Source organism: Nonomuraea sp. B1E8 (assembly GCF_039871515.1).
GTDB lineage: Bacteria > Actinomycetota > Actinomycetes > Streptosporangiales > Streptosporangiaceae > Nonomuraea.
On record NZ_JBDPLS010000009.1, the window covers coordinates 324,428 to 346,585 of the forward strand.

The window sequence follows — 22,158 nt, forward strand, 5'->3', positions numbered from 1 at the left end:
AAAGCCGATTAACTGCCCTGTATTTACGGATATTCCCCAGTGAGTGTGTTTTAGCCCACTATTCGGCGATCTCCTTGATCGTTTCGATGAGGCGTACGCGCTCCTCGTGCGTCCTGCCGAGCGGCGTCACGTTGAGCGTGGTCACGCCCGAGTCCTTCAGCGCCCGCACGCGGTCGCGCACGAATCCTTCGCTGCCGATCAGCGACATGTTCTCCAGCAACTCGGTGGGCACCAGCGCGGCGGCGGCGTCCTTCTGACCCTCCAGGTAGAGGTCCTGGATCTGCTCGGCCTCCTTCTCGTAGCCGTAGCGCCTGGCCAGGTCGTTGTAGAAGTTCTTCCCCTTGGCGCCCATGCCGCCGATGTAGAGCGCCGCCATCGGCCGGCCGAACTCCAGCAGCCCCGCCACGTCGTCGCCGATCGCCAGCGACGCCTGCGCGATCACGTCCAGCTCGCCCAGCTCCGGGTCGCGCCCGGCCTTGCCCGCGGCCAGCGAGGGACCCCACACGTCCGCGGCCTTCTCGGGGTAGTAGAAGATCGGCTCCCAGCCCTCGGCCAGCTCGGCGGCCAGCTCGACGTTCTTGGGGCCGATGGCGGCGACCACGATCGGGATGCGGGAGCGTACCGGATGGTTGATCAGCTTCAGCGGCTTGCCCAGGCCCGTTCCCTGGCCGGGCGGCAGGGGCAGCGTGTAGTGCCTGCCGTCGTGCTCCAGGCGCTCGCGCCGCCACACCTTGCGGCAGATCTCGATGACCTCCCGTGTACGCCCCAGCGGCGCGGTGTACGGAACCCCGTGGAAGCCCTCGATCACCTGCGGCCCCGAGGCCCCGAGACCGAGCGTGAAGCGCCCGTCGGAGACGTAGTCGAGACCCGCCGCCGTCATGGCCAGCAGCGCCGGCGTGCGGGAGTAGATCGGCAGGATGCCGGAGGCGATCTCCAGCCGCTCGGTCCTGGCCGCGATGTAGCCCATCTGGCTGACCGCGTCGAACGAGTAGGCCTCGGCCACGAACACGATGTCCAGGCCCGCCTTCTCGTAGTCGGACAACTCTTCAACCGACTCCTTGAAGCCGCCCGAGTAGTTGAGTGCCATACCGATGCGCATGCCGGACTCCCGCTGACCGAATGTTGTTCCGTTCGAGTGGGAACAGGCTATCGTGTCGGCTGTTCGGAGCGGGAGCCGCTAACCTGGATCAGATGCTGAGCCGGATCGTCGTCATCGTCTCGGCCGCGGTGGCCATGACCCTGGCGGGGCATGGGCTGATCCCGGCGCTGGGCGGGTTCACGCCCGTTCTGGAGAGCCTGCTGCCCTGGATGGGCTGGTCCGTTCCCGTGTTGCTCGCGGCCGCCACGCTGGCACGTTCCAGGGCGGCCGCCGCCGCGGCACTGGTGCCCGGGATCGTGTGGGCGGTGATGTTCGGGTCCACGCTGCTGCGCACGCCGCCGGGCGGTCCCAGCGACCTGACCGTCGGCACGATCAACGTCGGCGTCACCAACAACGCCTCGGGCGAGGCCGTGCGGCAGGTCGCCAAGGACCTCGACCTGCTCGCCGCCCAGGAGCTGACCCGCGGCGGGCCCGCGGCCAAGCAGCTCAACAAGATGTTCCGCTACCGCTACCCGGTCAGCACGGTCGGCCTGTGGAGCCGCTACCCGATCACCAAGAGCAGGCCTCTCGACGTCGGCATGGGCTGGCCGCGGGCGCTGCGCGCCGTGATCTCCACGCCCAAGGGCAAGGTGACCGTCTACGTCATGCACCTGGCCTCCGCCCGGCCCGGGCACACCACTTCGCGCGACGCCTCGCTCGCGCAGGCGCGCAGGCTCATCGACGCCGACTCCAGCGAGCGCATCCTGCTGCTCGGCGACCTCAACACCGCCACCACCGACCGGGGCATGCGCGGGCTCACGCCGCCGCTGACCGACGCCCAGACCGCGGCCGGCGACGGGTTCGGCTTCACCTGGCCGTCGGAGTTCCCCGTCACCAGGCCCGACCACATCCTCTACAAAGGCATGACGGCCACCAAGGCGGGCGTGGCCCCCGCGACCGGCAGCGACCACCGCGCGGCCGTGGCCTCACTCCGCCTCTAGCAGGTGCAGGTCCTCCGGCGTGTCGATGTCGGCGGGGTCGCCGTGGCCGTCGCACGGCACCTCGGTGACCAGCTCGGGATGGGCCTTGATGTACGCCCGCGCGCCGACGTCGCCCTCGGCCAGCTCCGCCACCCCGGCGAAGTGCTCCCGGCCGATCAGCACCGGATTCCTGCGCCGGCCACCATAGGTCGCCACCGCCAGCCCCGCGCCGGACGCGATCAGCGCGCGCACCGCGCCCGGGCGGATCAGCGGCTGGTCGACCAGCGCGACCACCACGGACTCCGCCTCCTCGGGCAGCGCGGCCAGCCCCACCCGCAGGGACGAGCCCATGCCGGCCGCCCAGCCGGGGTTGCGCACGGTCACCGCACCCCGCACCTGCACGGTGGCCGCGCCGAGCACCACCACGACGGGATGGCAGCCGCCCTCCTCCAGCAGCCGCACACCCCGGTCGACCAGCCGCTCGCCGGCATATTCCACCAGCGCCTTCGGCGTGCCCAGCCGGGAGCCCCGCCCGGCGGCCAGCAGCAGCCCCGCCACCCCGCCGGATCTCATGGACCCTCGTGATGGATGCGGCCGCGCGTGGTGGACAGCGGGGCGCCCGAGCCGCCCCACCGCAGCTGGATCAGCTCGGCGGCGATGGACACGGCCGTCTCCTCGGGGGTGCGCGCGCCGAGGTCGAGACCGATGGGCGAGTGCAGCCGGGCCAGCTCGTCCTCGGTGAGTCCGGACTCGCGCAGGCGCACCAGCCGGTCGTCGTGGGTGCGGCGCGAGCCCATGGCGCCCACGTAGCCGGCGTGGGTGCGCAACGCCACCTCCAGCAGCGGCACGTCGAACTTGGGGTCGTGGGTGAGCACGCAGATCACCGTGCGCTCGTCCACCTCCACGGAGGCCAGGTAGTCGTGCGGCCACTTGACCACCACCTCGTCGGCGTCGGGGAACCGCTTAGCGGTGGCGAAGATCGGCCGGGCGTCGCAGACCGTGACGTGGTACCCGAGGAACTTGCCCACCCTGGCCACGGCCGCGGCGAAGTCGATGGCCCCGAACACCAGCATCCGCGGCGGCGGCGCGAACGACTGGACGAACACCGCCAGGTCGTCCAGCCGGCGCTCCCCCTGGCCGCCGTAGTGCCTGATGCCGGTCAGGCCCTGGGCGAGCATGCCGCGGGCATCGTCGTCCACGGCCTCGTCGAGACGCTCCAGGCCGAGGCTGCCCGACGAGCGGTCAGGCCAGACGATCCGGCGGGCGCCGACCTCGCCGGGGCCGGAGACGATGGTGGCCACGGCGACCGGCCGGCGCTCCTCCACGGCCGCGGAGATCTCCTCCAGCTCGGGGAACGCCTCCCGCGAGACGGGCTCGACGAAGACGTCGATGATGCCGCCGCACGTGAGCCCGACGGCGAACGCGTCGTCGTCGCTGACGCCGTACCGCTGGAGCACGGGCCGGCCGGTCTCCGTGACCAGCTCCGTGGCCAGCTCGAACACCGCGCCCTCGACACAGCCGCCGGACACGCTGCCGGCCACCTCCTCGCCGCGCACCGCCATGGCCGCGCCGGGCGGCCGCGGCGCGCTGCTGAACGTGCTGACCACGGTCGCCAGCCCGAACCGGTGCCCGGACCTCCACCACTCCATGATCTCCGGCAGCACGTCACGCATGGGCGAGCCTTTCGCTGAGTTGCTCGTAGGCGGCCAGGCTGTGCCCGGCCACCAGGTCGTCGAGATGTGGCAGAGCGGCCCGCATGCCGCCGGTGAGCGGCTGGTAGTCCGCGTATCCCTTGTGCGGGTTGACCCAGATCACGCGGTGCGCCTGCCGGGCCAGCCTGGCCACCTGGGCACCGAGCAGCGCGGGGTCGCCGCGCTCCCACCCGTCGGAGGCGATCACCGCGATCGTCCCTCTGGCGCTGTAACGGGCCAGGTACTCGCGGAGTTCCTCCCCCAGGCGGGTCCCCCCGCTCCAGTCGGGAATGGTCTTGGAGACCTCGTTCAGCGCCGTGCCCGGGTCGCGGTGGCGCAACTCGGCGGTGATCGGGGTCAGCCGGGTGCCGACGGAATAGACCCTGGTGGCCCGGGGCTCGCTCCTGACCAGCGCGTGGGCGAAGCGGAGCAGGGTCTCGGCGTACGGGGCCATGGAGCCGCTGACGTCGACGAAGAGCACCACCGTACGCGGCCTGGTGGTGTGCCTGCGGTGCCTGAGCCGCGCCACGTCGCCCTTCCTGAGCGCGTCACGGATGGTGCGCCGCTGGTCGAGCACGCCCCGGTGGGCGCTCTCGAACCTGCGCGAGCGCCGCCGCGCCCGCCCGCCGCGCAGCAGGGAGAGCATCCGGTGCACCTCGGCCCGTTCCGCCTCCGTCAGCCGGGCCACGTCGCGGTGCCGCAGCACCTCCGCGCGGCTCGCGGTGGCCGGCGCCGCCGTCCCGTCGTCGCCGCCGTCCTCGCCGCTCTCGGCCTGCGCGGCGAGGTGCCGGGTCACGGTGGACGTGCTCGTACGGGCGACGCCCGCCCGCGCCCCGCCGAAGTAGGCGGCGAAGCACCGGTCGTATCGCGGCAGGTCGTCGGGCGTGGCGCACAGGGTGAGCCGTCCGGCCCAGTAGACCTCGCCCGGGTCGGTCACGTCGAGGTGGCCGAGCGCCCTGAGCAGGTTCTGGGTGCGTTCGTGGTCGGCCGCGACGCCGGCCGCGCGCAGCGTCCTGGCGAACCCCGTCATGGTGGCGGCCGGCTCATCCATGGGCGAGCAGCCCGTTCCCGAGCACGGTGGCGACGTCCTCGCGGTATTTCAGCGCCGCGCCCAGCGTGGCCGCGGCCCTGCCCGGATCGAGTTCCTTGGCGCCGAGCGTCAGCAGCGCCTCGGTCCAGTCGAGCGTCTCGGCCACGCCCGGCGGTTTGACCAGGTCGGCCCGGCGCAGCCGCCCGGCCGCCCGCGCCACCTGCACGGCCAGCGTCTCGGTGCAGCCGGGCAGGCGGCGCAGCAGGATCGCGACCTCGCGGTCGAAGCTCGGATGCTCCAGCCAGTGGTAGAGGCAGCGCCGCTTCAGCGCGTCGTGCACCTCGCGCGTCCTGTTGGAGGTCACCACGACGACCGGCGGCGTCGTGGCCCTGACGGTGCCCAGCTCGGGGATGGAGATGGTGAAGTCGGAGAGCACTTCGAGCAGGAACGCCTCGAACTCGTCGTCGGCCCGGTCGATCTCGTCCACGAGCAACACGCTCGGCTGCGTCTCCACGGCCTTCAGCAGCGGCCTGGCGATCAGGAACCGCCGGTCGTAGATCTCCCCTTCGAGCCGGCTCACGTCGGTGATCCCGGCGGCCTCCGCGGCCTTGAGGTGGAGGAGCTGGCGGGCGAAGTCCCAGTCGTACAGGGCCTGCGCCGCGTCGAGCCCCTCATAACACTGGAGCCTGATGAGCGGCGCTTCCAGCAGCGCCGCGAGGGTCTTGGCCAGCTCGGTCTTCCCGACGCCCGCCTCTCCTTCGAGGAACAGCGGCCGCCCCATCCGCAGCGCGAGGAAGGCCGCCGTGGCCAGCCCCTCGTCGGCCAGGTAGGCGTGCCGGTCGAGGAGCTCGATCAACTTGTCCGGCGACTCGATGTCCATTGCCTTGATTGTCGGCCGTAGCACGCTTTCAGGCTACGCCGCCGCCGGGCGGGAACGGCAGGAGCGGCTAATCCTCGCGTGCCTCGCCGCGCTCGCGGATCAGGGCCTCCAGCTCGGCCGTGGCCCGGCGGGCGCGGGCCTTCTCCGAGCCCTGGATGCCCATGGCGCCGATCGTGCGCCCGTCGGAGAAGTCGATCCGCGGCCACGGGTCGCCCACGAGGAGCGTGACGTCGAGGATCTCCGGCCAGCTGTAGCGGTGGGTGCGGACGGCGTTGACGATGGTGATGCCCTCCTCGTCGGCCTCCACCCGCACCCGCCCCAGCAGGTGCAGCACGTAGGCCACCGCGCAGCCGAACGCCACGATCGCCACCCGGTCGGGCAGCTTGAACGGCGCGGCGATGAAGACCGCCATGACCACCGCCCCCAGCACGATCAGCACGGCGAAACCGTAGGCGACGATCCTCGCCCGGCGTGGACGCCAGGTGACGGGCAGGGGCGGTGCGGGCTGTGACACGAAGGAAACCTACCGCACGCTAACGGAGGTCCCGGAGGAGGAGGGCGGTCTCGAGCGCGGCGACGGCCGACTCGTATCCCTTGTCCTCCTTGCTGCCCGGCAGCCCGGAACGGTCGAGAGCCTGGTCGAGCGTCTCGCACGTGAGCACGCCGTTGCCGACCGGTGTGCGCTCGTCCAGTGAGATCCGGGTCAGCCCTGAGGTCACCGAGTCGCAGACGTAGTCGAAATGGGCGGTCTCTCCCTTGATGACCGCGCCCAGTGCCACGACGGCGTCGCAGCGGCGGGCCAGCGCCTGGGCCACCACCGGGATCTCCAGCGAGCCCGGCACCCGCACCACCGTCGCCACGGCGCCGCTGTCGTCGCACGCCTGCACGGCCCGCGCCACCAGCTGGTCGGTGATCGTGGCGTGCCAGCTCGCCGCCACCACCCCCACCCTCAGCCCTGACGCGTCCGGCGCCACCGCCCCGGGCCGTCCCTCACCGCTCATGACGCCTCCCCCGATGTCGTGGCGATGTCGTGGCCGAGCCGGTCGCGCTTGGCCAGGAGATAACGTTCGTTGTGGCGGTTCATGGCCACCGGCATGGGTTCGCGGCCGAGCACCTTGATGCCGTAGCCGTCCATGCCCTTGAGCTTGGCCGGGTTGTTGGTGAGCAGCCGCACCGACTTCACCCCGAGGTCGGCGAGGATCTGCGCCGCGTTGGAGAACTCGCGCGCGTCCACCGGCAACCCCAGCTCCACGTTGGCGTCGACGGTGTCGCTGCCGTTGTCCTGCAGGCTGTACGCCCTGAGCTTGGCCAGCAGGCCGATGCCCCTGCCCTCGTGGCCGCGCAGGTAGACGACCACGCCGCGGCCCTCCTCCGCGATGGCCGCCATGGCATGGTCGAGCTGCACCCCGCAGTCGCAGCGCAGCGAGCCGAACACGTCGCCGGTCAGGCATTCGGAGTGGGCCCTGACCAGGACGTTCTCGCCGCCGGACAGGTCGCCGTAGACGAGGGCCACGTGCTCGCCGCCGTCGAGCGCGCTGGCGTAGCCGTACGCCCGCCACATGCCGTGCGCGTTGGGCAGCCGCGTCTCGGCGACCCTGGTGACCATGCTCTCGGCGCGGCGGCGGTGGTCGGCGAGCTGCTCGATCGAGACCAGGGCCAGATCGTGCTCGTCGGCGAAGCGGCGCAGCTCGGGCAGCCTCGCCATGGTGCCGTCGTCGTTGACGACCTCCGCCAGCGCGCCCGCCGCCGACAGCCCGGCGGCCCTGGCCAGGTCGACGGCCGCCTCGGTGTGGCCGCGCCTGGCCAGCACGCCGCCCTCGTGGTAGCGCAGCGGGAAGATGTGGCCCGGGCGTACGAGCTCGTCGGGCTCGGTGGCGGAGTCGGCGAGCGTGCGGATGGTCTGGGCCCGGTCGGCGGCGGAGATGCCCGTGGTGACGCCGTCGCGCGCGTCGACGGTGATCGTGTAGGCCGTGCGCATGCGTTCGGTGTTGTGGAAGACCATGAGGGGCAGGCCGAGCCGGTCGAGCTCCTTGCCCTCCATGGCCACGCAGATCATGCCGCTGGTGTGCCGGATCGTGAACGTGCACAGGTCGGGCGTGGCCTTGGCGGCGGCGAAGATGAGGTCGCCTTCGTTCTCCCTGCTCTCGTCGTCGACGACCACGACGGGTCTGCCGGCGCGGATGTCCTCGATGGCGCGTTCGATGGGGTCGAGCTTGATGGTGTTCACTGCGCCACCGCCACCTGAAGCCGGGTCGTACGGGATTCGCGCAGCCACTTCACGAACCCGACGATGACCAGCACGAAGAACACGGCGTACACGTAGCCGGAGACCACGAGCCCCGAGTAGAACGCCACCGGCACCCCCACCAGGTCGACGGCCACCCACACGATCCAGAAGTCCACCAGCGCCCTGCCCTGGGCCCAGGTGGCCATCGCGCTGCCGACGAAGATGTAGGCGTCGGCCGCCACCAGGAAGGCGCCCTCGGGCAGCGGCACCGTGGCGCCCCACGACAGGCCCGTGACATAGAAGAGCAGGCCGACCGCGGCGGTGCCCAGCACCATGAAACCGATCAGGACGAGCCGTTCCCACCACCGCGCCGGGCGGATGGCCAGCTGCCTGCCGTTCTCGGTGCCGCGGCGCCAAGCCCACCACCCGTAGATCGCCAGGCCGGCGAACATCGCCTGCTTGAGCGCGTTGCCGGTGACGTGCGCGTTGATGGAGGCGATGAACAACAACACCGAGCCGGTGAACTGGACCGGCCACGTCCACATCGACTTGCGGATGGCGAGCAGGACCGTCGACAGGGCGGCGATGTTGCCCACCAGGTCGGTCCACAACACATGCGTGCCGAAGATCTCAAATCCGGCGTCGGCCCAGTTCACTTCCTGCCCACCAGCCTCTCCACATACTTGGCGATCACGTCGACCTCGATGTTCACCATGTCGCCCACCTGGCGGTCGCCCAGGGTGGTGAGCTTGAGCGTGGTCGGGATGAGGCTCACGCCGAAGCTTTTGTCGTCAACCGTCGTGACCGTCAGGCTGATTCCGTCGATGGCGATCGAGCCCTTCTCCGCGACGTAGCGGGCGAGCGGCTCCGGCAGCGAGAAACGCACGTCGTCCCAGCTCTCACCGGGCTCCCTGGACAGCAGCGTGGCGGTGCCGTCCACGTGGCCCTGCACGATGTGGCCGCCCAGGCGCTGGTCGGCGCGTACGGAGCGCTCCAGGTTGACGGCGGAGCCCTCGGTCAGCGCGCCCAGGGAGCTGCGGTCGAGCGACTCCCTGATCACGTCGACGGTGAACACGTCGTCCTCGACCGTCACGACCGTGAGGCACACGCCGTTGACCGCGATGGAGTCGCCATGCCGGGCGTCGGAGGTGACGAGCGGCCCGCGCACCGCCAGCAGGGCTCCGCCTCCTGACCGTTCGACGGCCATGACCTCGCCCTTTTCCTCGATGATTCCGGTGAACATCACTGCTCCCTGCCTAGTGGGTGGGCGGGCCGGGCGATCAACCGAAGATCCGGCCCAATGAGGGAAAAGTCATCAAAGGTCAGGCGGTGGATCTCGCCGATCGTGCCCACGCCCGCCGAGCCGAGCGCGGCGCTCCCCGAGCCGAGCAGCGCGGGCGCCACGTAGGCCAGCACCCGGTCGGCCAGGCCCTGCCTGACGAACGAGCCGGCCAGCGTGGGCCCGCCTTCCAGGAACACGCCGACCACCTCGCGCGCGGCCAGCTCCCGCAGGAGGGCACGCAGGTCGAGGCCGTCCTCGTGGCGGGGCAGGCGCAGCAGGTCGGCTTTGAGGCCGGTGCGGGTGTCGTCGGCCACCGCGACGAGCGTGGGCGCCCGGTCATCGAGCACCCTGGCGTGCTGGGGGGTGCGGCCCTCGGTGTCGATCACGACCCGCAACGGCGCACGGACACCCCGCGCGGGGCCGTCCTCCCCATCGTGTCCGGGTGGCCGGGCGGTGAGGCTGGGGTCGTCGGCCAGGACGGTGCCGATGCCGGCCACGATCGCGTCGGCGGCGGCGCGCATCCGGTGCACGTCGGCCCGAGCCTCGGGAGAGGTGATCCACTGGCTGGTGCCGTCTTCGGCGGCCGACCTGCCGTCGAGCGTCGCGGCGAACTTCCAGGTCACGTGGGAACGCCCGAGCCGCGCGTACGTGAGCCACTCCTCGTTGCCCCGCTCGGCCGCGCCGGCGAGCACCCCGGACGTCACGGGCACGCCGTGTGCCCGCAGCCGCGCGGCCCCGCCCGCCGCCTTCGGGTTGGGGTCGGTCACCGCGATCACCACCCGCGCGATGCCCGCGTCGAGCAGCGCCCGGCTGCACGGGCCCGTCCTGCCGGTGTGGTCGCAGGGCTCGAGGGTCACGTAGGCGGTGCCGCCGCGGGCCCGCTCTCCGGCCTGGGCCAGCGCGACGATCTCGGCGTGCGGCCCGCCGGCGTACGCGTGGAACCCCTCGCCCGCCACCTGGCCGGCCGCGTCGAGCACGACGCAGCCCACGACGGGGTTGGGGCTGGTGGTGCCGCGCCCGCGCCCGGCCAGCTCGATGGCGCGCGCCATGTGCGCGGCGTCCCGCTCGGGAGTCTCCACCCGGGTCTCCTACTCGCCAGTAGCTCTTCGCCACGGCGGGCCCCGGGGGACGTGCGATGGTGCACCCGTGCACCACAGCAGGCGCCCGGTTGGGACACCGGACACCTCGCGCGCTTCCTCCCATCCGGACTTTAACCGTCGGTCCCGGAATTTCACCGGGTCAACCGGCCGATGGCATCGGCCGGGTCGCGGACTGTCACCGCCGGTTCGGAATTTCACCGACCCCGGAGCACGCTAGCTCTTCTCGCCTACCAGTTTGCCATGCCCCGATCCGGGCGCGCGACCACCCCTGGCACAACGACCAACCGGCCGCTTGGTAAAGGTTCTCAGGCGGCCATGATGCGGTGCGCGCGCCGGGCCGCCGGGCTGTGGAGTACGTGCCCGGGGACCAGCCCGATCCCGGTGTGCAGCGTCCGCAGCGTGGCCGTCGCCCACAGGTCGCCGACCGGCGTGGCGGGCAGCCCGTACAGCCGTCTCGCCCAGCGCGGCAGCGTGGCGAACGCGAGCAGCGTCAGCGCCGGCATCGCCGGCTTGAGCGGCGTGAGCAGGACCGGGAGCGGAGCGTTGAGGGACAGGCGCAGCGGGTGGGACGCCTCGGGGACGAAGCGCAGCCCCGGCCGCTCGGCGTCGATGTAGGCGCGCAGCTCCGCCACCGAACCGGGCACCTCCTCCCCCCGCAACCCCACGACCTCGGCGGCCCGCCGCCACTCCGCGACGAACGTGTCGGCCTCGTCGTCCGTCAGCCGCACCCCCGCCCTGCGGGCGACCGACAGGTAGGAGTCGACCTCGCCGACGTGCACCCAGCGCAGCGCGTCGGGCTCGTCGAGGCGGAACGTGGTGCCGGTGTCGGGGTCGTGGGCGGTCAGCTTGGCATGGATCTTGCGTACGCGGCGGCCGGCCCGCTCGACCTCCGCGCGGGTGCCGTACGTGCGCACGCGGACGAACTCGGTCGTGCGGACGAACCGCGACCAGGCTTCGTTCGGATCCATGAGCGCGGAGTTCTGCAGCACCCCGCGCATCGCCCTCGGATGCAGCCCCTGCATCAGCAGCGCGCGAATGCCGCCCACCAGCAGAATCGGCTCGCCCATCACCCGCCACGTCACCGAGCGGGGCCCGAAGATGCCATGGTCGCCCATAAGTGGATAATTACCCCGGCAACCGGCATTTCATGTCACGAGCCGGCGCGCTCTGCGGCGGCCCTGAGCCCGTCGACGGCGGCCATCGGGTCGGACGCGCCGAAGACGGCACTGCCCGCCACGAACACGTCGGCGCCCGCCTCGGCGCAGCGCTCGATGGTCTCGCCGGTCACCCCGCCGTCCACCTGCAGCCACACACGCCCGCCGTGCCTGTCGACGAGCTCGCGCGCCCGCCGCACCTTCGGCAGCACCACGTCGAGGAACTTCTGCCCGCCGAACCCCGGCTCGACGGTCATCAGCAGCAGCATGTCGACCTCGCCCAGCAGGTCTTCGAACGGCTCGACCGCCGTGGCCGGGTTGAGCGCGAGGCCCGCCCTGGCCCCGAGCGCGCGGATCTCGCGCAGCGTGCGGACGGGAGCCCGTGCCGCCTCCGCGTGGATGGTGACGCTGCCGGCGCCCGCCTCGGCGTACTGAGGCGCCCAGCGGTCGGGCTCGGCGATCATGAGGTGGCAGTCGAGCGGCTTGTCGGTCGCCTTGCGCAGCGACTCGACCACCGGCAGGCCCAGGGTGAGGTTGGGGACGAAGTGGTAGTCCATCACGTCGACGTGCAGCCAGTCGGCGTTGGGCACGGCGGCGGCCTCGTCGGCGAGCCTGGCGAAGTCGGCGGCGAGGATGCTGGGCGAGATCTGTACGGCCATGATGCGCCAGTCTATTGAACGGCCTGCACCCGTCTCGCCGGGGCCATCAGCCCGAGCCTGATGAACAACACCGGCGCTCCCAGCTGCACCCAGAGCGCCACCAGCGCGTATCCGGTGTACAGGACGGCGCCGGTCTGCGGCAGCTGCTCGCGCATGACGTAGAAGACGGCCACGGCGACGAGCGTGCCGAGCAGCCAGCGGGCGACGCGCACGCCGGGCGGCCCGCCCGCCTCGAACCAGCCGATCCGGTGCATGATCGAGGTGCCCGCCAGCGTGCCGGCCAGCAGCCCGGCGAGGATGACGACCCGGTCGAGGTTCTCGGGGTCGACGGCGCCGGCGGGGCTCCACGCCGCGGGCGGCGACCAGCCGGCGTAGGGGGTGTTGATGAGCGCCGCCGCGCCGATCAGCGCGAACGACAGCGCCGCGGAGGCGGCCAGCTGCGCCCACAGCGCCTGCCGCCGCCACCACGCCGTCACGGGGCGTTCCAGCTTGATGACGAGCACCAGCACGACCAGCCCGAGCACCACCCCGGCCACGACATCGGAGATGAAGTGCACACCGAGATAGACCCGGCTCAGGCACACCAGCCCGACGAGCCCGCCCGCCGCCCACCACGCCCACGGACCGCCCGACAGCGAGGCGAGCCGGCCCAGGCCGGCCGTGCCGCTCTGGGCGTGCCCCGACGGCAGCCCGAACGCGCCCTCCAGCGACAGCGGGAGGACGCGGGCGTCGATCCAGTACGGCCTCGGCTGGTGCCAGGCGAGCTTGGCGAGGGCGTTCGTGGCGCCCGCCACCATCACCGTGAGCCCGAGGCGCAGGGCGAGTGCGGGGTTGACGCACCAGTAGAGCACGGGTAGGCAGAGCAGGTAGAAGGTGTCGGTGCCGAGGGCCGACACCAGCTCCATCACCGGCAGGACCCACTCGGGCCACTGCTGGAGCCCGACGATCGGCCCGAGCTCCGCCAGGTGCAACTCGTCCAGGAGATCCACCCTGCCCTCCATCCTGCCCATCGTCTCCCATCCGCGCGCCGTCATGCCCGGCGCGCCGGTCCCGGCGGCATGATTCGCGCCGTGCCGGCCCGGTGAGCTGGGCGGACGGCGCGCGTAACGATCAGTGACGCTTGCGCAGCAGGGCCAGGAACATGGCGTCGGTGCCGTGCCGGTGCGGCCAGAACTGGGCGTGGGGCCCCTCCCCCAGGCCTTCGACGCCCGGCAGGTGGGCTCGCGCGTCGAGCTGCTCGACGTCCTTCCTGCGGGCCGCGACGTCGCCGACCACGACCCGGGTCTCGGCCAGGTGGGGAGAGCAGGTCACGTACGCCACGACGCCCCCGGGACGCACGGCGTCGAGCGCCGTGCCGAGCAGCCGCCGCTGCAGCTTGCCCAGGTCGCCGATGCCGGCCGGATCGCGCCGCCAGCGCGCCTCAGGACGCCGCCGCAACGCGCCGAGCCCGGTGCAGGGCGCGTCGAGCATGACCCGGTCGAACACCCCCTGCCGCCAGGCCGGCTCGGTGCCGTCGGCGGTGACCACGCCGGCGTCCCTGGTGGTCTGCCAGACCAGCCGCGCCCGGTGGTGCTGCAGGTCGGCGGCCAGCAGCCGGGCCCCTCCGGGAAAGGCGCCGGGGGCTCCGGCGTCGAGCCCCGCCAGGTCTCCGTGGACGGCGATGGCGTCCAGCAGCCCGGCCTTGCCGCCGGGGCCCGCGCACAGGTCGAGCCAGCGCTCCTCGCCGTCGCCCTCGATCGGCACCCGGGTCAGGGCGAGCGCCACCAGCTGGCTGGCTTCGTCCTGCACGGCGGCGCGCGTCTCGCCGACCGCCGCGATCTGGCCGGGATCGCCCTCAGGCAGGTAGGCCGCGTAGGGAGAGTAGCGGCCCGGCGCGGCGCCCGCCTTCTCCAGCTCCGCCACCGAGCTGCGCCCCGGCCGGGCGACCAGCGTCACCAGCGGGCGGGCGTTGTCGGCCTCGAGCAGCGCGGTCAGCTCGTCAGGGCCGCCCAGCGCGTCGCGGAACGCGGAGACGATCCACCGGGGATGTCCGTAGGCGACGGCGAGGTGGCCGACCGGGTCGTCGGCCGGATCGGGGGCGACGATGGGCAGCCACTCCTCGATCGTCCTGGAGCCGATCTTGCGGAGCACCGCGTTGACGAACTTGGCCGCGCCCGCGCCGATGCGCAGGCGTACGAGGTCGACGGTGGTGCCGACGGCCGCGTGCGGCGGCACGCGCATGCGCAGCAACTGGTGCGCGCCGAGCCTGAGGGCGTCGAGCACGTCGGGGTCGGGGGTGCGGTCACTGCACGTCTCGATGATCGCGTCGTAGGTGCCGAGGCCGCGCAGCGTGCCGTAGGCGAGCTCGGTGGCCAGCGCCGCGTCACGCCCCCTGATCCCGCGCTCGCGCAGCAGGCGCGGCAGCAGCAGGTTGGCGTAGGCGTCGCGCTCGTCGACGGCGCGCACGACGTCGAAGGCCGCGTTGCGAGCCTGATCGCGCGCCGGCTTCCGCGACGATTTCTGGGCCGCTTTCTGGGCCGGCTTCTGGGGCCTGCGCGTACGGTTGCCGCCGGCCCCCTGGTGCCCCCTGGTCGTCATGCCCTCAAACTTTCCGCGCGGCCTGGCCGGCGCCGTGCCGGGTCACTTGAAGCTCTCTTCGCCTGCCGGGCGGACCCCTCGGGCCCACTCGACCGCCCCCATCAGCCGCTTGCCCTGCGGCTGCACGTCGCCGATCTCCACCGCGTCGGACGCCGTGCCCACCCGCACCGACGTCTTCGACGCGGCGATCTCGCCCGGCGCGAGCCGCTCGCCGGCGAGCACCCGCACCGGGCCGAGCTTCACCCGCTGCCCCCTGAACTCGGTCCAGGCGCCGGGGCCCGGGGTGCAGGCCCGGATCAGCCGGTCGACGTGCAGGGCCGGGCTGTCCCAGGCGACCCGGGCGTCGGCGACGGAGATCTTGGGCGCGACGCTCACGCCGTCGGCCGGTTGGGGCCGGGCCTCCAGGGCGCCGTCCTCGACGCCGTCGAGCGTGGCGGCGAGCAGGCCCGCCCCCGAGACCGACAGGCGTTCCAGCAGGGCGCCGCTCGTGTCGGACGCCCGGATCTCCTCGGTGACCACGCCGTAGACGGGCCCCGCGTCGAGCTCCTTGACGATCTGGAACGTGCTCGCGCCGGTGATCTCGTCGCCGTGCAGGATGGCGTGCTGGACGGGGGCGGCCCCGCGCCAGGCGGGCAGGATCGAGAAGTGCAGGTTGATCCAGCCGTGCCGGGGCACGTCGAGGGCGGACTGCGGGAGCAGCGCGCCGTAGGCGACCACCGGGCAGCAGTCGGGCTCAAGAGCGCGCAGCCGGTCGAGGAAGGCGGGATCGCCGGCCTTCTGCGGGCGCAGCACCTCGATGCCCGCCTCCTCGGCGAGCTCGGCCACCGGAGAGGGGTGGACCTTGCGCCCCCGGCCGGACTGGGCGTCGGGACGGGTGACGACCGCCACCACGTCGTGCCGGGGCGAGTCGATGAGGGTGCGCAGCGACGGCAGCGCCGTCGCAGGGGTGCCCGCGAAGACCAGACGCATGCTCTCAGAGCGCCTTTCCGCCGGTGGGGTGCGGCGAGGCCCTGATCACCGGAGCGGACAGCCCGCTCCACTCGGCCTCGCGCACGGCCTTCATGGCGAGCTTGCGCTGCTTGGGGTCCATGCGGTCGATGAACAGGATGCCGTCGAGGTGGTCGGTCTCGTGCTGGAAGCACCGGGCCATCAGGTCGGTGCCCTCGAGGACGACGGGCTCGCCGTGCATGGTGAAGCCCTTGGCCACGGCGCGGACTGCGCGCGGCGTCGGGAACGACAGGCCGGGGAAGGACAGGCAGCCCTCCTCGCCCTCCTCGTCGATCTCCGAGGACAGGTCGAGGTCAGGATTGATCAGGTGGCCGAGCTGATCGTCGACGTAGTAGGTGAACACCCGCAGCCCGACGCCGATCTGCGGCGCCGCCAGGCCCGCGCCCGGGGCGTCCATCATCGTGTCGGTGAGGTCTTTGACCAGCTTGCGGAGCTCCTTGTCGAAGTCGACGACCGGGGCCGCCGGGGTGCGCAGCACCGGATCTCCGAACAGCCGGATCGACTGGATCGCCAAGGGGGTCACTCCGTTTCTCGAACGTGGATCAGCCCAGTTTAGTAGAGCATGTCACCTGCGAGAGGCCTCCCGCGCCGCCCGCGGCCGGCGGCGGGCCGCTCACCCGCGCGGGGCCGTCCTGCTACGACGTCGTGCGCGGACCGTCGTGCACCAGCGAGCGGGCCTTCATCGCGGCCTTGCGCGCCGCCTTGACCACGGCCTGGTCGTCGTGGGCGGTGGCGAGCATGTCGAGCACCGCGATCGTGTCGGGGTGACCGACCGCGGGCATCTCGCCGACGAGCTTGATCAGGTCTTCGCCGGGCTCGGGGGTGTCGAGCCGGCCAGCCGCGTGGCCCGACAGGTGCATGAGCGCGGCCAGGGAGTCGACCGCGATCCAGGTGTGGTCCTCCGGGCTGAGCGCCGGCGCATCGAGGTCGCGGATGTGCAGCCACGAGGCGGCGTAGCGGCGCATCAGCGGATCGCCGAGCGCCTGCCTGACGGGCTGCTCCGCCTCCGGGCCGAGCTCTTCCAGGATCGCGCCCACCGCGCCGCGCTGGCCCGCCGTGCCGGAGGCGGCGATCTCGATCAGGGCGCGGGCGGCCGACTCGGGCGAGCGGCGCTCCAGCCACCCCGCGACGGCGCTCTGCGTGGCCGCCCCCTTGACCAGCTCGTCGACCAGCTCGGCCGCGGACAGGTCGGCGTACACCTCGACCTCGGCCGTGGTCGGCGCGTCGTGCCCCTCGCGCAGCAGGTCGCGGCGGATGGCCCAGACGCCGAGCGGGGTGAGCGCGGTGCGGCCCGCGGCGGTCTGCTCGACGAGCCCGCAGTAGGCAAGCAGCGACAGCGCCTCCAGCAGCTCGGCGGGCAGCGCCGCGGCGAGCCTGCGCATCTCGACGGGGCCGGGCGCGCAGGCGACCTCGTGGGACTGGAGGATGCCGCGGGCGAGGTTGGCGGTGGCGACGCCCGAGCGCACGGAGTAGATCGTGGCGAGCATCTCGGCCAGATGGCCGTCGACCACGGCCGAGCCCGTCAGTCCCTCGTCGGCGCGGTCGAGCACGTCCATGACCACACCGTCCCAGAACTCCAGCGTGGCCTCGACGGTGAGCTGCATCGACAGCGGCCCCCGCGAGGCCCGCCCGCCGAGGATCTGCAGCAGCCCGGTGTTGACGGCGACGATCCAGATCAGGCGCAGCCGGGAGGCCGGAACCCCGAGCTCCGCGGCCGCGGCCCGCGCGGTGGCCTCGTCGAGGTGCCCTTCGGCGGTCACCTGCCGGGTGCCCGTCCAGTTCGTGAGCCTGATGGCGTCGGCGACCAGCGGGGCCGTGGGCACCGCCCGGGCCAGCTCGGCGTCGGGCGCCAGCAGGACCGGCGGAAACGTCAGCGCCTCGTGCTCCACGTGAGTCTCCACGGGAGGCCGTGACGGCACGGCGGCCTGCTCATCGATCAGCTTGCGCAGCTCGGCGAGGTCGAAGACATTGTTGGCCACCCACGAAACTTACTGCACACGAGTCACATGAGCGTACTCAACGGATGGCCCGGGATCGGGCTTTGAACGCGGCCTTGCGGGCCGCCTTGGCGACCGTGCCGTCGGGTATGGAGCGTCCGAGCAGCTCGAGGACGTCGACGACGTCGGGGTGGTCGACCCGCCACATCTCCTCGATCATGTGGGCGGGCGGGCCGGAGGCGGCCATGTTCTCGGCGAACACCTCGAGGTCCTCCTCGGCCGCCGGCATCGCGAGCGCGAGCATGTCGACGCTGACCCAGAGCAGTTCCTCCTGGGTGAGCTGGGGCGCGGGCAGCCCCCTGGCGGCCAGCCAGTGGATGGCGTGCGGGCGCAGCTCCTGGTCGTCGAGATAGTCGCGCACCTGCGGCTCGGCCTCGGGTCCGAGCCGGTCGACGATGGTGATCGCGATGCCGCGGGCCACGGCGGGCGCGCCGGAGGCGGCGCCCAGCAGCTCGGCCGCGGCCTCTCCCGCCTCCCTGCCGGTCAGCCAGCGGCTGATGTCGTCCTCGGCCAGCTCGGCGGGCACGCCTTCGAGCAACCCTTCGATGAGGCCGCGGGCGTCGGCCTCGGCCAGGTCGGACGCCTGCGGGGCGTCGAGCCCCAGCGACAGGTAGTGCTCGCGCAACCCCCACACCGCCAGCGGCGTGAGCTCCGCGGTGTCGCCGGTGACCTCGATCATGCCGTGCCAGGCCAGCCGGTCGAGCACGGCGTCGAGGTCGGCCCCGCCCTCGCCGGCGATCTCGTCGAGATAGTCGCCGATCACGGTGACGGGGACCCGCACCTGGAGCCGGTAGAGCATGTCGAACAGGTCGTAGAGGCCCTCGTCGAGCTCGGCCGAGCCGGTCACGGCGCCCCGCGTGCCCGGCTCCAGCATGCGGGCCACCGCCTGCGCCCACGCCTCCATCGGGTCGCCGCCGCTGTCGGCCGGCGGCTGCCCGGCCAGCATCGGCACCGAGGCGAGCCCGGCGCGCAGATCGTCAGGGGAGGCCAGCCGGGCGGCCGGCAGCGGCGTGCAGCCCGGGCAGTCGCAGGGCGCCTCGCCCAGATCGGGCACCTCGCCGGACGGGATGGCGATCGACTGCTCGAGCGACTCTGGTCCGATGGAGCTGAACAGGCTCTTGGCCATGCCGAAGTTGGCCGGGTCGGCGAGCGCCTCCGGCATGCGCGGCTCGATGTCGTCGAGCCTGCCGCGCATGAGCGCCGCCGTCTCCTCGCCGACCGCGCCGCGCTCGCTGAGGTAGGCCACCAGAGTGCGGGCCGCGGACACGGTCTCCCGCGCGCTCTCCGGCGGCGCGATGACCTTGCGCGGATAGATGGACAACAACAGCTCATCGAACGTCTCGGGGGTGAAGTCACCCGGCTCGTTGACGTTGAGGTAGTCGCTGGCGTAGTCGCAGAGCAGGCGGACCTCGTCCGCGTCCACTTCGACGTCCCGCGAGCGCCCCCAGGCACGCAGGTCGTCGATGGCCTGGTTCACCCATTCGATCGACACAGGGGCACGCTAACGGCTGGCCATGAGTTGAGCGAATCGGGGAAACGGTTTAAATCAGGTCGAGCGGGTCGACACTCACCCTCACCACCTCCGGTGTCTTGCGCGCCGCGCGCACCCCGCTGGCGCCCTTGAGCGCGGCCGCCAGCGCGGCCCCCCCGGCCCGGCGTACCCGGATCATGGCGCGTTCCTGTCCCGGCTCGTCCACCGGCACGGGGCCGAGCACCTGGGCGTCGGGAGGCAGGCGTACCTCGTCGAGCATCTGCCTCACCGCGCTCGCCGCGCCCGTGAGCGTCGCCATCCGCACCGCGGGCGGGAAACCGAGCTCGGCCCGCTCGCCGAGCTCACGCTCGGCGTGCGTGATGGGGTCCCACCTGACCAGCGCCTGTACGGCGGGCAGCGCGGAGTCCCCCAGCACGACCAGCTCGGCGGCGGGGCGGAGCAGGGCGGCGGCGTTCATCCAGCGGCGCACCGCCTCCTCGGCCGCCCTCAGGTCGGCCCGGCCGAGCAGCGCCCACCCGTCGAGCAGCACGGCCGCCGCGTACCCTCCTTCGGCCACGGGTTCCGCGCCGGGGGTGGCGACGACCAGCGCGCGGGTGGACGGCACGGTGGCCAGGACGCCGTCACGGCCCGACGTGCGCACCGGCACGGACGGGAAGGCCCTGCCGAGCTCCTCCGCCGTACGCCTGGCCCCCGTGACGACGGCGCGCAGCCGGGGACTTCCGCAGGACGGGCACCGCCAGCGCGCGTCCACCCGGCCGCACCAGCGGCAGTAGGGGGCGGCGTGGCCGCCCCTGAGCGCCAAAGGGCCGTGACACAGCGGCCCCCCCACGCCCGTCCCGCCGGCTCCGGTCACCACGGCCCGGCCGGGCTCGCCCTCCTGGCGGGCGGGGTGCTCACGCCGGGCGCCCGCGCCGGGCTGCGCGGCCTGGGACGTGCCGCCGTACGGATCCCGGCCTCCGGTCAGGGCCGGTGTGGCGAGCGGGCCGTCGGCGCCGAGCCGATCGGTCCGGGACGGCCCTCGGTCCGCACCCGGACCGCCGGCCCGCCCTCCCTGAGACCGCCCGCTGATCGCACCGGCACCACCGGGCTCCCCGGCCTGGGACCGCCCGCTGACCGGACCCGCACCACCAGGCGGCCCTGCCGGGGACGGCTCGGTGAGGGGATCCGGGCCGCCGAGCCTGATCGCCCCCGCCATGGCCGGACCAGGGGATCTCCCACTCGACGGCGGGAGGACAGAGGCGGCCGTCCTGGTGGGCGGCAGGACACAGCGGGCAGGCGCACGGCAGTGCCGGCAGGCCAGGGCGGGCAGGTAGCCGCGTCTCGGCACCTGCACCAGCACCGGCCCTCTCTCCAGCCCCTCCCGCAGGGCCCGCCAGGCGATGCTCGGCAGCCTGGCCTGCCGCGCCGCCTGGTCCTTGGCCAGTTCCGCGTCCTCACCCGCCGGGCGCACGCGGGGGGCCATGCTTCTGATCGTCGTACGGGCGGCCACGATCGGCCTGGCCCAGCGGGAGGCGACGAGCTGCGTGGCCTCCGCGGTGCGCGCGTATCCGCCGACCAGCATCGCCGCGCCGGTCCTGTGCGCCCTGAGCCCGAGCACCTCCCGGGCATGCGGGTACGGGGCCAGGCGCTCGGCGTGCAGATCGTCGCCGTCGTCCCAGATGGCCACCAGACCGAGATCGGCCACGGGGGCGAACATGGCGGCCCTGGTGCCGACAACGGCCCGCACCTGTCCTCTCAGCACCTTCAGCCACCGCCTGTACCGCTCCGCGGGCCCCAGATCGGCCGTGAGCGCCACGTGCCTGCCGGGACCGAGTGCCCGCTCGAATGCGGCGTCCGCCAGGGCCACGTCCTTGCCGTCGGGGACCACCAGGACCGCTCCCCTGCCGCCGTCCAGCGTCGCGCGTACGGCCTCGGCCATCGCCCTCGCCCATCCGCGGGCGCCGGGCAGGGCCGACCACACGGCCCGGGGCGCCCGCCCGCCGCGCAACGCGTCCAGGAAGGAAGGCCCGGTGGGATAGGCGTCCCAGGCGCTCTCACCCTGCGCCACCTCCCCGCCGTGAAACTGCGCCGCCTGCTGAGCACCTCGGCCCCGCGCCGCCTCGCCGCCGCCGGCCCGCACCGCCTGCTCAGCGCTTCCGCCCCGTGCCGCCTCACCGCCGGCCCGCACCGCCTGCTCAGCGCTTCCGGCTCTCCCGGCGCCTGCGGACTCCGCCGCCTGGCCATCGCCGCCGCTCGGCGCCGCCTGCTCCGGCGTCGGGGGCTCCTCCGCCGAGGACACCTGACCTGGCCGGGGCCGTCCCTCCACACCAGCGGCCTCGACGGGCCGCTCCGCCGCATCGGCCGTCTCGCCGCCCCGCGGCACGGCGGCGGTCGCGTCACCGGGCGGAGGCCGCTCCCCCTCGCCGGGACGGGACGCGTTCCCCACGGTGACCGGATCATCGAGTCCGGGTCGAGTATCGGTAGTGGCGCGCGCGGCCGGGACGGGCGCATCGGGAGCCGGCCCGGGCGGAGCCGGGGTCTTGGGGGTCTCCGACTCGACCTTGGCATGGCGCGGCGGGACGGCGAGGCGCAGCACGTCGGTCAGGGTGCCCGCGTAGCGGTCGGCGACGGCACGGGCCAGCCCGGCGATCTCCGGCGTGAGCACGCGTTCGGGAGAGACCACACGTTCGAGAGGCGTGAGCCGCCCTTCGTGCTCGCTCTCCTCGGCCCGCTCCAGCAGGAACCCGTCCACGAGCTTGCCCGCGAACCGCACCCTGACCCGCACGCCCGGCTCGGCCAGGTCGTGCATGGAAGCCGGCACCAGGTAGTCGAAAGAACGGTCGAGGTGCGGCAGCGGGCTGTCCACCACGATTCTCGCCACCGGCCGCTCGGGAGCGGGCACGGGAGCGCCCTTGGCGTCCTTGGACGACGCTGGAGGCCGCACGGCGTCGAGCGGCAGAAGGGCGTCGTCGGAGTCGGTCACGCCCTACGTCTACCAGACCTCACCACCCGCGGCGTCCGGCG

21 protein-coding genes and 1 riboswitch are annotated in these 22,158 nt (G+C 73.2%); of the genes, 1 reads left to right on the top strand and 20 read right to left on the bottom strand.

Features of this window, described 5'->3' with window-relative positions:
- Positions 1–58 precede the first annotated feature (58 nt).
- Positions 59–1,099 carry an LLM class F420-dependent oxidoreductase gene (locus ABGA98_RS29015; protein WP_347621571.1) on the bottom strand — a complete coding sequence of 347 codons (1,041 nt, stop codon included), beginning with the start codon at positions 1,097–1,099 and terminating at the stop codon, positions 59–61.
- 92 nt (positions 1,100–1,191) lie between these two features.
- Between ABGA98_RS29015 and ABGA98_RS29020 the strand changes: the two genes are divergently transcribed.
- On the top strand, positions 1,192–2,079 hold the full coding sequence (locus tag ABGA98_RS29020; RefSeq protein WP_347621572.1) for an endonuclease/exonuclease/phosphatase family protein: 888 nt from the start codon (positions 1,192–1,194) through the stop codon (positions 2,077–2,079).
- Here ABGA98_RS29020 and ABGA98_RS29025 read toward each other — a convergent pair.
- The 19 genes from ABGA98_RS29025 to ABGA98_RS29115 form a co-directional block, all read right to left on the bottom strand.
- A complete protein-coding gene (locus ABGA98_RS29025) occupies positions 2,065–2,631 on the bottom strand; it encodes a nucleotidyltransferase family protein (protein ID WP_347621573.1) in 567 nt (188 codons plus the stop codon). The two genes, ABGA98_RS29020 and ABGA98_RS29025, sit on opposite strands and share 15 nt — an antisense overlap.
- Positions 2,628–3,731 (bottom strand): XdhC/CoxI family protein, encoded by a 1,104-nt coding sequence (locus ABGA98_RS29030; protein ID WP_347621574.1) that lies wholly within the window; start codon positions 3,729–3,731, stop codon positions 2,628–2,630. The genes ABGA98_RS29025 and ABGA98_RS29030 overlap by 4 nt, the downstream gene beginning before the upstream one ends.
- On the bottom strand, positions 3,724–4,800 hold the full coding sequence (locus ABGA98_RS29035) for a VWA domain-containing protein (RefSeq protein ID WP_347621575.1): 1,077 nt from the start codon (positions 4,798–4,800) through the stop codon (positions 3,724–3,726). The genes ABGA98_RS29030 and ABGA98_RS29035 overlap by 8 nt, the downstream gene beginning before the upstream one ends.
- On the bottom strand, positions 4,793–5,659 hold the full coding sequence (locus ABGA98_RS29040; RefSeq protein ID WP_347621576.1) for a MoxR family ATPase: 867 nt from the start codon (positions 5,657–5,659) through the stop codon (positions 4,793–4,795). The genes ABGA98_RS29035 and ABGA98_RS29040 overlap by 8 nt, the downstream gene beginning before the upstream one ends.
- Before the next feature lie 67 nt (positions 5,660–5,726).
- Entirely contained in the window at positions 5,727–6,173 is a 447-nt protein-coding gene (locus ABGA98_RS29045) for a PH domain-containing protein (protein WP_347621577.1), read from the bottom strand.
- A 19-nt stretch (positions 6,174–6,192) separates the two neighbouring features.
- Positions 6,193–6,660 carry a 6,7-dimethyl-8-ribityllumazine synthase gene (gene ribH / locus ABGA98_RS29050; RefSeq protein ID WP_347621578.1) on the bottom strand — a complete coding sequence of 156 codons (468 nt, stop codon included), beginning with the start codon at positions 6,658–6,660 and terminating at the stop codon, positions 6,193–6,195.
- Positions 6,657–7,886, bottom strand: coding sequence for a bifunctional 3,4-dihydroxy-2-butanone-4-phosphate synthase/GTP cyclohydrolase II (locus ABGA98_RS29055; RefSeq protein ID WP_347621579.1), 1,230 nt, complete (start codon positions 7,884–7,886; stop codon positions 6,657–6,659). The genes ribH and ABGA98_RS29055 overlap by 4 nt, the downstream gene beginning before the upstream one ends.
- A complete protein-coding gene (locus tag ABGA98_RS29060) occupies positions 7,883–8,542 on the bottom strand; it encodes a nicotinamide mononucleotide transporter family protein (protein WP_347621580.1) in 660 nt (219 codons plus the stop codon). Before ABGA98_RS29060 ends, ABGA98_RS29055 begins: the two co-directional genes overlap by 4 nt.
- On the bottom strand, positions 8,539–9,129 hold the full coding sequence (locus tag ABGA98_RS29065) for a riboflavin synthase (protein ID WP_347621581.1): 591 nt from the start codon (positions 9,127–9,129) through the stop codon (positions 8,539–8,541). Before ABGA98_RS29065 ends, ABGA98_RS29060 begins: the two co-directional genes overlap by 4 nt.
- Positions 9,129–10,247, bottom strand: coding sequence for a bifunctional diaminohydroxyphosphoribosylaminopyrimidine deaminase/5-amino-6-(5-phosphoribosylamino)uracil reductase RibD (gene ribD, locus ABGA98_RS29070; protein WP_347621582.1), 1,119 nt, complete (start codon positions 10,245–10,247; stop codon positions 9,129–9,131). Before ribD ends, ABGA98_RS29065 begins: the two co-directional genes overlap by 1 nt.
- Positions 10,248–10,353: 106 nt before the next feature.
- Positions 10,354–10,484, bottom strand: a riboswitch (FMN riboswitch).
- An 89-nt stretch (positions 10,485–10,573) separates the two neighbouring features.
- Entirely contained in the window at positions 10,574–11,383 is an 810-nt protein-coding gene (locus ABGA98_RS29075; RefSeq protein WP_347621583.1) for an oxygenase MpaB family protein, read from the bottom strand.
- Between the two features lie 35 nt (positions 11,384–11,418).
- Positions 11,419–12,081 carry a ribulose-phosphate 3-epimerase gene (gene rpe, locus ABGA98_RS29080; protein ID WP_347621584.1) on the bottom strand — a complete coding sequence of 221 codons (663 nt, stop codon included), beginning with the start codon at positions 12,079–12,081 and terminating at the stop codon, positions 11,419–11,421.
- Positions 12,082–12,092: 11 nt separating this feature from the next.
- Entirely contained in the window at positions 12,093–13,070 is a 978-nt protein-coding gene (locus ABGA98_RS29085) for a phosphatase PAP2 family protein (protein ID WP_347621585.1), read from the bottom strand.
- Between the two features lie 121 nt (positions 13,071–13,191).
- The gene (locus ABGA98_RS29090) at positions 13,192–14,658 is read right to left on the bottom strand and encodes a transcription antitermination factor NusB (RefSeq protein WP_347621586.1); all 1,467 of its coding nucleotides are present in this window, start codon (positions 14,656–14,658) and stop codon (positions 13,192–13,194) included.
- A gap of 42 nt (positions 14,659–14,700) precedes the next feature.
- A complete protein-coding gene (gene fmt / locus ABGA98_RS29095; RefSeq protein ID WP_347621587.1) occupies positions 14,701–15,627 on the bottom strand; it encodes a methionyl-tRNA formyltransferase in 927 nt (308 codons plus the stop codon).
- Positions 15,628–15,631: 4 nt separating this feature from the next.
- Positions 15,632–16,180: a peptide deformylase gene (gene def / locus ABGA98_RS29100; protein WP_347621588.1), complete on the bottom strand. Its 549-nt coding sequence runs from the start codon at positions 16,178–16,180 to the stop codon at positions 15,632–15,634.
- Positions 16,181–16,301: 121 nt separating this feature from the next.
- Positions 16,302–17,645: a hypothetical protein gene (locus tag ABGA98_RS29105; RefSeq protein ID WP_347621589.1), complete on the bottom strand. Its 1,344-nt coding sequence runs from the start codon at positions 17,643–17,645 to the stop codon at positions 16,302–16,304.
- 37 nt (positions 17,646–17,682) lie between these two features.
- On the bottom strand, positions 17,683–19,155 hold the full coding sequence (locus ABGA98_RS29110) for a hypothetical protein (RefSeq protein WP_347621590.1): 1,473 nt from the start codon (positions 19,153–19,155) through the stop codon (positions 17,683–17,685).
- Positions 19,156–19,204: 49 nt separating this feature from the next.
- On the bottom strand, positions 19,205–22,117 hold the full coding sequence (locus tag ABGA98_RS29115; RefSeq protein WP_347621591.1) for a primosomal protein N': 2,913 nt from the start codon (positions 22,115–22,117) through the stop codon (positions 19,205–19,207).
- Positions 22,118–22,158: the final 41 nt, after the last annotated feature.